Here is a 13,927-nt window from a genome sequence, read left to right as displayed (position 1 = left end):
TCTAGGATAAAAAAAGCCTTCCCCCAAAAATGGAAGAAGGCTTTTTACTATAGGCGTCAGAAAAATTACTTCGCGTAACGCTTGTTGAATTTGTCCACACGTCCTGTTGTATCTAACAATACGTTCTTACCTGTATAGAATGGGTGAGATTGAGATGAAACCTCTAGTTTGTATACCGGGTAAGTGGCTCCTTCGAATTCAGTTGTTTCTGTAGTAGGAGCACATGAACGAGTTAAAAACTTGTAATCAGCTGATAGATCGTGAAATACAATTTCCTTGTATTCTGGGTGGATATCTTTTTTCATAATATGTTATAACAGACGATTCCCTGCCGTCCTGATTAAATTTATTTTCCAAACGGGATATTTGGACCCTTCAATAGGGGATGCAAAATTACAAAATGTATTCTAATATCCAACTATTTTTTACTAACAAAATTTTGGAGAATTCTATGCGGACTAGCGGCTTTAAAATTTATCAAAATATTTTTATAGTACTTTTCTAAGAAGCAATACGGCTAATTAATTGAGTGGCGGGGGTTTGCATGTGGTATTTCAAATACGCTCGTTTATTTCTTTTTTTTTGGCCAATAAATAGTTTGCACAGAGCGCACTTTTTTTCTAATTTTACCAATAGCACAATCAGCCAAAGATGATTCAGTTTTTGGTTTAGGAAAGCACAAAAACAAAACCGCCACACACTCAATTTGTTAACTCAAAAAGGGTCAAAAAGCTAAGATAAAAATTCTCTTAACGCAGGGAAATTATGTTCTTCTTTTTCGTTGGTCGGTTTTTGCATTTATATAGATTAAAGGTTTTTAAATTATAATAGATAGATACACATGTACGTAGTAAAAAGAGACGGTCGTCGCGAATCAGTTAAGTTTGACAAAATCACCGCCAGGATAGAAAAGCTGAGTTATAGCTTGGATCCATTTTTTGTACAACCCTTAGAGGTTGCCAGAAAAGTGATCACTGGTTTATTTGATGGCGTTAAAACGACTGAATTAGATAATTTAGCGGCTGAAACAGCTGCCTCTTTGACGACAAAACATCCTGATTATGCTGTCCTAGCAGCTCGCATCGCCGTTTCTAACTTGCACAAGAACACCTTGAAGTCGTTCTCTGCGACGATGAAACGTTTGTTTACGTACATTGATCCTAAGACAGGACAAAATGCAGCTCTTCTTTCGAAAGAAGTGTATGACATCATTAAAAATAACGCAGTTGAATTAGATGAAGCGATCATTTATGACCGCGACTTTGGTTATGATTATTTTGGATTTAAGACACTAGAAAAATCGTATCTACTAAAGTTAGATGGCCAAATCGCTGAACGTCCTCAACACATGCTGATGCGTGTGGCGGTAGGTATTCACCATACGGATATTGCAGCAGCCATTGAGACCTATAATTTATTGTCTGAGCGTTGGTTTACTCACGCGACTCCGACCCTATTTAATGCAGGTACTCCTAAGCCTCAATTATCGTCTTGTTTCTTGCTTACAGTGCAGGATGATTCGATTGAAGGAATCTATGATACTTTGAAGCAAACGGCGAAGATTTCACAGTCTGCTGGAGGTATCGGATTAAGCATCCATAACATCCGCGCTACAGGTTCATATATCAAGGGAACAAATGGTACTTCGAATGGTATTATCCCCATGTTACGCGTATTCAATGATACGGCACGTTACGTAGATCAAGGTGGTGGAAAACGTAAAGGAAGCTTTGCTATCTACTTAGAGCCTTGGCATGCCGATGTGTTCGAATTCTTAGAATTGAAGAAGAACCACGGAAAAGAAGAAATGCGTGCTCGTGACTTGTTTTACGCTCTTTGGATTCCAGATTTATTCATGAAGCGTGTAGAGAGCAACGAAGAGTGGTCATTATTCTGCCCTCATGAGTGCCCAGGTTTATCTGATACACACGGTGCAGAGTTCGAAGCTTTGTATGAAAAATACGAATTAGCAGGTAAAGCGCGTACGGTTGTTAAAGCACAAGACTTATGGTTTAAAGTGCTTGAATCGCAAACGGAGACTGGAACACCTTATATGTTGTTTAAAGACCATGCGAATAATAAGTCTAATCAAAAGAACCTAGGTACCATCAAGTCTTCGAACTTATGCACCGAGATCATTGAGTATACAGCAAAAGACGAAGTGGCCGTTTGTAATTTAGCGTCATTAGCCTTACCTAAATATGTGAACGCAGACGAGAACGGTGTTTTACGTTTCGATCATAAGAAATTATACGATGTGACTAAGATTGCTACGCGCAACTTGAATAAGATCATCGATGTAAACTATTACCCAGTTAAAGAAGCAGAGAATTCAAACATGCGCCACCGTCCGATTGGATTAGGGGTTCAAGGTTTAGCCGATGTGTTCATTTTATTGCGTATGCCATTTGAGTCAGAGGAAGCGCAGCAATTGAACAAAGACATCTTCGAAACGATCTATTTTGCATCGATGGAAACATCGATGGAATTAGCGAAAGTAGAAGGTCCCTACTCTACTTGGGAAGGTTCACCTATCTCGAAAGGAATATTCCAATTCGATATGTGGAATGTAACTCCATCTTCAGGAAACTGGGATTGGGAAGATTTACGTACGAAAGTGGTAGAAAATGGTGTGCGTAACTCTTTATTAGTTGCTCCTATGCCTACGGCTTCTACCAGCCAAATCTTAGGTAATAACGAGTGTTTCGAGCCATATACTTCTAATATCTACGCTCGTCGTGTATTATCTGGAGAGTTCGCGATCGTTAACAAGCACTTATTAAAAGACTTGATCAAATTAAACTTGTGGAATGATTCCATGAAGAATAAATTGATCATCGCAAATGGTTCAGTTCAAAGCATTCCGGAAATTCCTCAAAACTTGAAGGATTTATACAAAACGGTTTGGGAGATTAAGCAAAAGACCATCTTAGAAATGGCAGCTGATCGTGGAGCGTATATTTGCCAATCTCAAAGTTTAAATATCCACATCCAAGATGTGAACTTTGGTAAGTTAACATCGATGCACTTCCATGCTTGGAAGCTAGGCTTGAAAACAGGTATGTATTACCTACGTACGAAAGCGGCAACAGATGCGATTAAATTCACAGTGGAGAAACAAGCAGAGCCAGCTATCGAGCAAACGAATTTAGTGAACGAAACTGAATTGCAGTACTCTGATGCAGCAGCGAAAGCAGCATCGGCAAGTTTTGATGTGAGTGACGATCAAAATAAATCAGATATGACCTGTTCTTTGGATAATCCAGAGGATTGTGAAGCTTGCGGATCTTGATCCCAACCTAATCTTAGCTAAAGAAAGAATCACTTAACCTTTTGCGTTGAGTGATTTTTTTTTGCGTTCTAAAATTGATAAATATGAGGTATATATTCTTAAAACTCTTCTTGTTCGATGCCCTCGTCGAATTAGTGTTGCCGTTTTTGATGCCCACTTTTCCAGAAGCTAGATTAGTTACTAAGCCGCTTTTGATGATTTTATTGATGGGTCATGTTGCTGTCGAAAATCCTAAGCCGTCCTTATTTTTTACGGCCATTTTTGCTTTGCTAGGGGATGTTTTTTTGATGATCCCAGGCGATAATCCCCTGTATTTTCAGCTGGGTTTAGGTTCATTTTTGGTCATGCAGCTGAGTTATATTCGTCTTTTTGCGCGACAAACTGAAGATAAGGCTTGGATGCCGGCTCATGCGCGCCAACCACTAGTCGGAATCCTGATTTATGTTTTCAGTTTTCTAGCCTTTTTGAATCCGCATCTAGCAGATGCGATGAAGATTCCGGTTACATTATATGCTTTTGCGCTAGGGGCCATGTTGTATTTTGCGATACGATTGAAAAACCAAATGATTGTTTGGGGAGCATTTTTCTTTGTGGTTTCAGATAGTGTTTTGGCTTATGGAAAGTTTTATTATTCCTTTCCGGGGATTTCTTCTGTGGTGATGGCAACTTATATACTTGCTCAGTTGCTACTAATGAGTGCTTTGTGTAAATTAGAACTTAAGAAATAAACCATGTCGACGCAAACATCCGATTCGCTTCTTTCTACTTTAGGCCTGACTTTGCAGGGGTCACTTCACACGGATACCGTGATGAAGACCTTGTATGCAACAGATGCGTCTGCCTACCGAGAGATGCCTTTAGGAGTTGCGATTCCGGAGACGAAAGAGGATCTGGAGAAAATTATTTTGTTTGTAGATCAACATTCTATTCCGTTGATTCCGCGCACAGCAGGTACTTCGCTAGCCGGTCAAGTGGTCGGGAAGGCGCTTGTCGTGGATGTGTCTAAGTTTTTCAATCGAATTCTAGAAATTAATAAGGAGGAATCCTATGTTTGGGTGGAGCCTGGTGTGGTTCGTGATGTGTTGAATGTGGAGTTGAAGAAGCAGGGTTTGTTTTTTGGTCCAGAAACATCGACTGCTAACCGAGCGATGATTGGTGGCATGATGGGCAATAATGCTTGTGGATCTAATTCGATTATCTATGGTTCTACCAGAGATCATGTTTTAGAAGTAGATGGTTTTTTATCTGATGGTTCCCCGGTTCATTTTAAGGCAGAGGACCCATTTGAGACAATAAAATCGCTTAAAAAGGGGACTCGATTGCATGGTATCTATGAGAATACGCTAGCGGCCTTGTCGGACCCGACTAATCAGAAAAATATTACAGAGGAATTTCCGAAACCAAGTATTCGTCGCCGAAACACAGGTTATGCGGTAGATATGTTATTGCACACGAAGGCTTTTGAGTCAATAGATACCCCATTTAATTTTTGTTCTTTACTTTCTGGATCGGAAGGAACGCTTTGCTTCGCAACCCGGATTAAATTACATGTGGATCTATTGCCTCCTGCTCATTTAGGTCTAGTTTGCGGCCATTTTAATACGATCGATGAGGCGCTTAGAGCGAATTTAATTGCCTTGCAATTTAATCCATCCGCATCAGAGCTGATGGATCATTATATTTTAGAGTGCACGAAAGCGAATCCGGCACAAAGCTTGAATCGCTTCTTTGTAGAAGGTGATCCGGGTGCGATTTTAGTAGTGGAATTACGTTCGGATTCAGCGGAGGATTTAGCTTTGCAGGCGAAGGCATGTGAAGGGGCGATGCGAGCAGCAGGTTTAGGCTACCATTTTCCGTTTGTGACGGGAGGGGATGTAAAGAAGGTTTGGGACTTGCGTAAAGCGGGTTTGGGATTATTATCTAACCTTCCTGGCGATGAAAAAGCGGTAGCTGTAATCGAAGATACAGCGGTAGATGTCAATGATTTGCCCGCCTTTATCGCTGAATTCAATGAGATTTTACAAGCGAATAATTTGTATTGCGTTCACTATGCCCATGCGGGTTCAGGTGAATTGCACCTGCGTCCTATCATTAATTTAAAGACTAAAGAAGGCCATCAACAATTCCGCCACATCGCGGAAGAGATTGCTCGATTGGTGAAAAAATACAAGGGTTCTCTTTCGGGCGAGCACGGTGATGGACGATTGAGAGGGGAATTTATCCCTTGGATGGTGGGAGAGGAGAATTACCAATTAATGCGGGATTTAAAGTCTTGGTGGGATCCTAAAGGGATATTTAACCCAAACAAGATCGTGGATACACCACCCATGGATACGTTCTTGCGCTATGAGGCGGGACAGCAGACACCGGAATTCAAAACGGCATTTCGGTATCAGGGTCAAGATATATTACAGCATGCAGAGCAATGCAATGGTTCGGGTGATTGCCGCAAGACCCCTATTTCTGGTGGGACAATGTGTCCATCCTTTATGGCCACGCGCAACGAAAAAGAAACGACGAGAGCTCGTGCGAATATTTTACGCGAGTTTTTAACTCATTCGGAGCAGCCTAATCGTTTTGCTCATGAGGAGATAAAGGAAGTAATGGATCTTTGTCTGGCGTGCAAAGGCTGTAAGTCAGAGTGTCCATCGAATGTGGATGTGGCGAAATTAAAGATGGAGTTCTTGTATCAATACCAAAAAGAAAAGGGGCTTCCTTTGCGTTCTTGGTTAGTAGGAAACTTCGCAAAAATTTCGAATCTAGCTTCTTATGTGCCCTTCTTATATAATGTAGTAATGGGAACGCCGGCAATTCGCCGTATCTCGAATGTAGTAGTGGGATTCCACCCGGATCGTACGATGCCTTTGATGGCGAAGCAGACTTTGTGGTCCTGGTTAAAGTCGCACAGGAGCCCTGTGCAAGAGAAGTCAGTTTACTTGTTCGTGGATGAGTTTACGAACTTTAACGATGCCGAAATTGGCCGTACAACGGTTTTATTGCTAGAGGGTTTAGGTTATGAAGTGAAAACCATTCCTCATCCGATTTCCGGTAGAGCTTATTTGTCTAAAGGGATGCTAGATGAGGCACGTGTTCTTGCCATGCAAAATGTGCGTTTGTGGTCGTCTTTGATTTCAGAAAATACGCCATTGGTAGGTATAGAACCGTCTGCCATTTTAACCTTCCGCGACGAATATCCGGATTTAGTGTCGGATGAATGGGTGGAAAAGGCGCATGAATTAGCGAAGCATACGCTTTTATTAGAGGAGTTTATTGCGCGCGAGGCGGATGCGAAGCGTATCACTTCAGCAGCGTTTAGTTCAGAGAAAAAGTTAATGAAATTACATGGTCACTGCCAGCAAAAAGCGATTTCTTCGCTGGTGGCAGCGAAGAAGGCGCTATCCTTGCCAGAAAACTTTGAAGTACAGTTAATTCCATCCGGTTGTTGTGGTATGGCCGGATCATTTGGTTATGAGAAAGAGCACTACGATTTATCGATGCAAATCGGTGAATTAGTTTTGTTCCCTACCGTGCGCTCCCAGCCGGAGGAGGTCGAAATTGTTGCGTCGGGAACTAGTTGCCGTCATCAAATTCATGACGGCACGAAGCGGCATGCGAAGCATGCCGCGGAGATCTTGTACGCTGCTTTAAAAGATTAGAATTTCCAGCGGACAAATGCTTCCATAGCCTCGTATTCTGCCAAGCCTAGCGCGTTGTATATAGAAGCCGTTGCGCGGTTTCTTTCTTCTGCACGTTGCCAAAACTCCCTCGAATCGTCACCCTGAAACACCACGCCATCTTTTTGGGATTGGTGTTTGAAGATACCCATTCTCTTTTTGAAAACTTGATCTGGGGACATAGGGACAGCCATTTCGATTTGATCGATATCCCATTCTGCCCAGGCTCCTTTATAAAGCCAAACCCAGCAATTCTTCATGTATTCTCGGTGTTTTAGACGAGTCACAGCTTCTAAAATGGCATCTAGGCATACTTTATGTGTGCCATGCGGATCAGCAAGGTCTCCTGCAGCATAGATTTGGTGTGGCTGAATCTCTTCGATTAAATCCATCACGATTTGAATATCTTTTTCCCCAATTGGTTTCTTGCGGATGGTTCCGGTTTCATAGAAAGGCAATTCAAGAAAATGTGCATTTTCTTTTTTGATCCCCACAAAGCGACATGTATTTTTCGCTTCTCCTTTCCGGATGAGGCCTTTGATTTCTCTTACGGAAGAAATATCGATTTCTGAATCTGGCTTATTTTTTAAAAACTTAATGGCTTCCTTGTAGATTCTATTTGCTTTTGGGTTCGGACTTTCAAATTTTTCATTGAAATCGACGACAAATTCGGCAAATCGAAGGGCTTCATCGTCTGCCACGGCAATATTGCCTGTCGTTTGGTAGGCTACGTGTACATCATGTCCTTGATCATGTAAACGCTGGAATGTTCCCCCCATAGAGATGATGTCATCATCTGGGTGAGGGCTAAAGATTAATACCTTTTTCCTGGAAGGGAAGGCACGTTCAGGACGATGAGTGTCATCGGCATTGGGTTTTCCACCTGGCCAACCTGTGATGGTATGCTGTAAATAATTGAAAACTTCGATATTAATCTCATAAGCTTGGCCATATAAGGAAAGAAGATCGGATAAACCATTTTCATTATAATCTTTCGATGTCAGCTTCAAAACGGGTTTCTGCAAGCTTAACGAAAGGTGCGTAACTGCCTTTTTTATCATACTTCGGTCCCAAATAACTGAATCGACTACCCAAGGGGTTTTAATGCGTGTTAACATGGAAGCAGCGGTTTCATCTAGAATGAAAGAGGCATTGGGATGTAATTGCAAATAGGATGCGGGAATGTCGGAATTAACAGATCCCTCCACTGCCAGCGCAACACTGTCTGCTTTATGTTCACCCCAGGCGATTAAAACGATTTTTTTAGACTTCATAATACTATCGATGCCTAGCGTTATCGCTTTTTTAGGCACCTTTTGAAGTCCACCAAAATCAGCAGAGGCATCGATTTTAGTCGCAATATCTAGGGTCATTAAACGCGTTTTCGAATTAATCGTCGAACCGGGTTCATTAAAACCGATGTGTCCGTTACGCCCAATACCTAATAGGTAATAATCGAAGCCGCCTAGTCGCTCAATCTTCGCTTCGTAGTCTCTACAAAATTCCGGAATTTTCTCAAGCGTTAATGTCCCATCTGGTAAATGGTAATTACTTACCGGTATATCAATATGATCAAAGAGTTGTTCCTTCATAAAACGGACATAACTTTGGATGGAATCGGGTTCCATCGGGTGGTATTCATCCAGATTAAAGGTGATCACCTCTTTAAAACTTAAGCCTTCCTCCCGGTGAATTCGGATTAATTCCTGGTACACTTTTTTAGGAGAAGATCCAGTAGCTAGGCCTAAAATAGTCGGCTTGCTAATTTGATTATTTTTGCGAATAAGATCCGCTATTTCTTTCGCGACGGATTGGGAAGCTAAATCAGAATCCAAATAAATATGGGTCGGAATGCGTTCAAAGCTAATTTCTTGTTCCATGAGCTTATTTTTTTGCGTTTTTAGAAGCAACAATTAATAGTTCGAGAGATAGGGTGTCAAAGAGGCGAATAATGGTCTTCATAGCCGGATTCCCTTTGCCTAATTCAATACTATGAATGGTCTTAATGGCCACACCGCTTCGCTGGCTCAATTCATCTTGTTTTAATCCGATGGCATTTCTTTTTTCTCTTACAATTTGCCCGAAAACTTTTAAATCCATTATTGCTCCTTTTTTGTCAAATGTACAGAATAATATAATATAAATTACAAATCGGAATTATATTACCATTTAAGTAAATATTTTACCAATAACCGTTTATCAATTTTTAACACACGGAAAAAACAATTCCCTTATCTTTGTGTTTTTACAACAATGCACAATCGCCTTCTTTTTATTTTATTGTTATTCCCCAGCCTTATATGGGCTCAGAAATCGTCTTTAAGTGGCTATGTGAAAGATGCTACTAATGGTGAAGGGCTGATAGGTTCCTCCGTTTACGTGAAGGAGTTAAAAACGGGGAATGTGACTAACACGTATGGATTTTACAGTCTAACTCTTCCTTTAGGTCAATATACGCTCGTTTTCTCCTCCTCTGGTTTTTCGAAACAAGAGCGAATAGTTCAAATCAAGGAACAATCTGCATCGCTATCTATTGAATTAGTTCCGGCATCTCAGGAATTAGCTGAAGTCATCGTGAAAGCTCGTGCAAATGATGAGAATGTGAAAGGTATTGAGATGTCTGTTAATAAAGTGGATATAAAAACCATTCGAAAAATTCCAGCACTTCTTGGTGAGGTGGATTTAGTTCGCGCTATTCAATTATTACCCGGAGTTTCCACGGTAGGTGAAGGCGCGTCTGGATTTAATGTTCGTGGAGGTGGGGTGGATCAAAATTTAGTATTGCTTGATGATGCGCCGGTATATAATTCATCTCACCTGTTCGGATTTTTCTCTGTCTTTAATCCGGATGCGGTAAAGGATGTGAAATTATTTAAGGGGGGTATTCCAGCTATGTATGGTGGTCGCACCTCTTCTATTTTGGATGTTAAAATGAAAGAAGGGAATGCGAAAAAATTAGAAGTGAATGGGGGTATAGGGGTTATTTTTTCTCGACTGTCGATTGAGGCTCCAATAGTAAAGGATAAGGCTTCATTTATTGTCGCCGCACGTCGTTCCTATATTGATGTTTTGGCTAAACCGTTTCTGACAGGAAATAATGCGAATTCTAAATTTAGTTTTTATGATTTGACGGCCAAAGTCAACTACAAAATCAACGATAAAAACACTGTTTTCATGTCGGGTTATTTTGGTCGGGATGTATTTGGAACTGGATTTGGGTTTGATTGGGGAAATACTACCTTAACCACCCGATGGAATCATGTATTCTCTAATAAGTTATTCTTGAATGCGACGGCCTTCTATAGTAATTATGATTATATGCTTGATTCTGATATTGAAAATAAGCGTCCTTCAGATGCCTTTAAATGGAACTCCAATATCGAAAATCTAAGTATAAAGCCTGATTTTACCTATTACATTCGGCCAGATAATACCATTAGTTTTGGAGGACAATTACTTTCGTATGACTTCACGCCCGGAAAAGCGAATGCGACATCGAATGGGGAGAAAAGAGAATTTGGGCAAGCAAATAAGCGAGGTGTCGAAGCGTCTATGTATGTAGGACACGATTTGAAAATAAACTCCAGAATTACGATTCAATATGGAGTTCGGTATTCCCACTACGATTATAAGAGTTTAAATGGAGAGTATTATGATCGAATTCCGGTTGCAATAACGACGGAAAATCCATCCGGATATGTGTTGAAAATAAATCAAACAGATCCGAGTACGACGGTAGCGTCTTATGGTAATTGGGAGCCTCGTTTTGCCTTAAATATTACAGGCAATGAATCCTCTTCTTTGAAATTAAGTTATAATCGCCTAGCACAGTACATTCACTTGATGTCTAACACGGCCGCATCCACTCCTTTAGATGTGTGGACATCCTCTACTAATAATATAAAGCCACAAATTGTCGATCAGGTAGCTATGGGTCTTTTTAAGAATTTAGGCCCGGATGGGAATAATTACGAATCATCGATCGAGGTGTATTATAAGGATATGCAAAATCAGATTGATTACGCTGATCGGGCTAATCTATTTTTAAACCCTTATTTTGAAAAGGATTTGCTTTTTGGAAATGGCAGAGCCTATGGTATTGAGTTTTTCTTAAAGAAAAATGTAGGCAAGCTGACTGGTTGGGTTAGTTATACCCTAGCGAGAACTGAACGTAAAATAGAGGGCTTAAATAATAATGAATGGTATGCAAATCGCTACGATCGTACACATACCTTAAATCTTGTTGGTCAATATACACTTTCTGACAAATGGTCTTTTGGGGCAAATTTTGCCTATATAACGGGTGTTCCTTATACCGTACCAGCTCAGAAATATGTATTTGATGGAATAGCCTATCCGCAAACAAATCCAGGAACTAGGGGTAACATTCGCGTACCAGATTACCATCGATTAGATATTTCAGCCACGAAGAAAAATAAAAAAGCGCTGTTTGGTAAAGGAAGTTCAGAATGGGTATTCTCTGTCTATAATGCCTATAATCGGAAAAATCCTTTTTCCATTTATACACGACCTAATGAAGATAATTCAGTACAAACGGAGGCTGTTCAATTGTCCATCATCGGTTCGTTTGTTCCAGCTGTCACCTATAATTTCTCATTTTAGATGAAGCCAATCTACTTATTCTTACTGATTTTTACATTAAGCTCTTGCGAGGAGATTGTGAATTTGCCTAGTCCAGTTTCCGATCATTACTTGGTGGTAGAAGCTAATCTGACTAATCAGAATACACCTCAACAGATTATTTTGTCACGTTCACAAGATTACTTTGATCAGTCAAATGCGCCTAAGATTTCTGGTGCTGAAGTGATTGTTTCAGATACACTAGGTAATAAATTTACTTTTACAGAGAAAGTGGCGTTGAGCGGTATATACCAGTGGGAACCTAGTGCCCAGAAGCCTAAACTTGGAAATTCAGGAACCAACTTTACCTTACAAGTGAAATGGCAAAGCGAAACGTTGACTGCGACGGCTAAGATGAATCGAGTTCCTCCGATTGATTCAATTTTGTATCAATTTGATGAGGCTACTGGCCGTCAAACGAGTGATGATAATCCGAAAAATGGTTATGATGCACAATTTTATGCTCGAGATTTAAGAGGCTTAGGCGATTGTTATCGCGTGAAGACTTTCCGGAATGGAAAATTATTTAATGACCCATCTAATTTAATTTTAGCTTATGATGCGGGATTTCAGAAAGGCTCGATGACTGACGGATTTATGTTTATTTTGCCCATTCGTCGTTCCATTTCTCCCCAATTATATCTTGAAAAAGACACTATTCGGGTGGAGCTTTGGTCTATATCTGAAGATCAGTTTAATTTCTTTTCTCAAGCTCGACTTGAATTGAATAATGCGGGCTTGTTCTCCCGTCCAGCGGCGAATATTCCAACTAACTTTAAGAATGCGAATCCAGCATCTAAATTACAAGGAGCAGGGTGGTTTGGCATTTCCGCAGTAAGCGTTTTTGAAACGACGGTAGATCCTAAAAAGGCTAAAAAAGGATTGAAATAATTATTCGAAATTGAAAATCAAGCTGATAGTATGCGAATTTATCTGGCTTAGTTTTGAATAGCTATTTGCTGTTCCTGGTGGCACAAAAAGATTATTTAAACCATGTGAAATTCGAATCTCCGGAGAAAATTTAAAGAATCGATAGAATCGCTCAAATCCAATTCCGTATTCTAAAGATAATTCAGAGGTATTGGCTGTAATGGCCGTGTTCTTTTTCTTCACATTGGCCTCCAAGCCTAATTTAACACCTGAGATGAGGTACATTCGGTGATTTTGACGTCTTACAGATCGGAATTTTAAAAGCATAGGAATCTCTAACCAAGTGGACTCACGAGAGATTAAATCTTCATTCGCAAATTGAATTTGGCGATCATACAAGGCAATATTTAAACCTGATTTTACTTCTACGTGTTTGCTTAGCGCATAATTAACGATTCCACCGATTTGGAAACCAAATGTTCTGGGCGAAATTAATGTCAAAGGCTCTCCCGTTACATCGTTCACTAATACCTTTGGAAAGCCATTTGCATAATAATTACTAGATGTTAATCCGAACATAAAGCCAAAATGCATGGGTTTTTCATCATAAAACTCATCATGTACTTGAATGTAACTCTTTCCTTGTCCTAAGGCACTAAAGCCCAAAAGAAAGGCGATGGCAAATCCAATCAATGTAGATTTTTTCATGCGTTTTTAGCTTTTTTATGTCCTAAATAGATAGAACAAATTCCACCTGTCATAGGGATCCATTTGTTATCAATAAATCCACATTCGGTATATATTTTCAGAAAATCCTGGCCATCAGGAAATGCTTGGACAGATTCAGGAAGGTAGGTGTAGGCGGCTGGATCTTTGGAAATTAACTTTCCTAAAATCGGCAAACAAAATTTCGAATAGAAAGCATACAGTTGCTTCATCGGGAATTTTTTCGGGTTTGAAAACTCTAAAATTAGGCAATGTCCACCCGGTTTTAAAACTCGGTACATCTCTTTCAATCCTTTTTCTAAAGTTTCATAATTTCTAACCCCAAAACTAACGGTAATTGCATCAAAACTATTATCCGAAAAGGGTATTTTTTCAGAATCCCCTTTTTGAAGTGTGATGATTTTATCATAACCTAGTTTTTTGATCTTTTCTACACCAAAGGCTAACATTCCCTCTGAGATATCAATGCCTACAATTTTTTCAGGTTTGATTTTTAGCGCTTCAATAGCGAAATCCCCTGTGCCTGTAGCGATATCTAATACTGATTTGATCCCCTTATTTTGCAATAATTTGATCGCCTTTTTACGCCAAATAATATCAATCCCCCCGCTTAACAGGTGATTTAGAAAATCATATTTAGGTGAGATGGAATTGAACATGTCTGCGACTTGCTCTTTTTTTCCTTTGGACTGATTCTTATAAGGTACTACCATAATTTTAGCGA

10 protein-coding genes are annotated in these 13,927 nt (G+C 40.1%); 5 read left to right on the top strand and 5 right to left on the bottom strand.

All coding sequences use genetic code 11. The annotated features are described in order from the left end of the window. Positions 1 to 65: 65 nt before the first annotated feature. Complete coding sequence (locus ACST14_RS04165) at positions 66 to 305, bottom strand: type B 50S ribosomal protein L31 (RefSeq protein ID WP_459460859.1); 240 nt, start codon at positions 303 to 305, stop codon at positions 66 to 68. 536 nt (positions 306 to 841) lie between these two features. On the opposite strand from ACST14_RS04165, the gene ACST14_RS04160 reads away from it, so the two are divergent. From ACST14_RS04160 to ACST14_RS04150, 3 genes are all read left to right on the top strand, one after another. Next, positions 842 to 3,292, top strand: coding sequence for a ribonucleoside-diphosphate reductase subunit alpha (locus tag ACST14_RS04160; RefSeq protein WP_459460857.1), 2,451 nt, complete (start codon positions 842 to 844; stop codon positions 3,290 to 3,292). 83 nt (positions 3,293 to 3,375) lie between these two features. Further along, positions 3,376 to 4,020, top strand: coding sequence for a lysoplasmalogenase (locus ACST14_RS04155; RefSeq protein ID WP_459460855.1), 645 nt, complete (start codon positions 3,376 to 3,378; stop codon positions 4,018 to 4,020). A 3-nt stretch (positions 4,021 to 4,023) separates the two neighbouring features. Further along, entirely contained in the window at positions 4,024 to 6,948 is a 2,925-nt protein-coding gene (locus ACST14_RS04150; protein ID WP_459460853.1) for an FAD-binding and (Fe-S)-binding domain-containing protein, read from the top strand. On the opposite strand, the gene nagB is transcribed toward ACST14_RS04150, so the two are convergent. Both nagB and ACST14_RS04140 read right to left on the bottom strand, forming a co-directional pair. Beyond that, positions 6,945 to 8,846: a glucosamine-6-phosphate deaminase gene (nagB, locus tag ACST14_RS04145; protein ID WP_459460851.1), complete on the bottom strand. Its 1,902-nt coding sequence runs from the start codon at positions 8,844 to 8,846 to the stop codon at positions 6,945 to 6,947. The genes ACST14_RS04150 and nagB overlap by 4 nt on opposite strands. A 4-nt stretch (positions 8,847 to 8,850) precedes the next feature. Next, positions 8,851 to 9,066 carry a helix-turn-helix domain-containing protein gene (locus ACST14_RS04140; RefSeq protein ID WP_459460849.1) on the bottom strand — a complete coding sequence of 72 codons (216 nt, stop codon included), beginning with the start codon at positions 9,064 to 9,066 and terminating at the stop codon, positions 8,851 to 8,853. 153 nt (positions 9,067 to 9,219) lie between these two features. Here ACST14_RS04140 and ACST14_RS04135 point away from each other — a divergent pair, with 153 nt between their 5' ends. Then, complete coding sequence (locus tag ACST14_RS04135; RefSeq protein WP_459460847.1) at positions 9,220 to 11,589, top strand: TonB-dependent receptor; 2,370 nt, start codon at positions 9,220 to 9,222, stop codon at positions 11,587 to 11,589. Further along, entirely contained in the window at positions 11,590 to 12,498 is a 909-nt protein-coding gene (locus ACST14_RS04130) for a DUF4249 domain-containing protein (protein ID WP_459460845.1), read from the top strand. Here the strand turns inward: ACST14_RS04130 and porT are convergent, their stop codons facing one another. Then, entirely contained in the window at positions 12,499 to 13,185 is a 687-nt protein-coding gene (gene porT, locus ACST14_RS04125) for a type IX secretion/gliding motility protein PorT/SprT (protein WP_459460843.1), read from the bottom strand. Continuing rightward, positions 13,182 to 13,919, bottom strand: a complete 738-nt coding sequence (ubiE, locus tag ACST14_RS04120) for a bifunctional demethylmenaquinone methyltransferase/2-methoxy-6-polyprenyl-1,4-benzoquinol methylase UbiE (RefSeq protein ID WP_459461256.1) — start codon at positions 13,917 to 13,919, stop codon at positions 13,182 to 13,184. The genes porT and ubiE overlap by 4 nt, the downstream gene beginning before the upstream one ends. Positions 13,920 to 13,927 lie beyond the last annotated feature (8 nt).

The organism is Aquirufa sp. A-Brett2-15D, from assembly GCF_054558735.1.
This window is presented reverse-complemented; position numbering and strand designations above follow the sequence as displayed.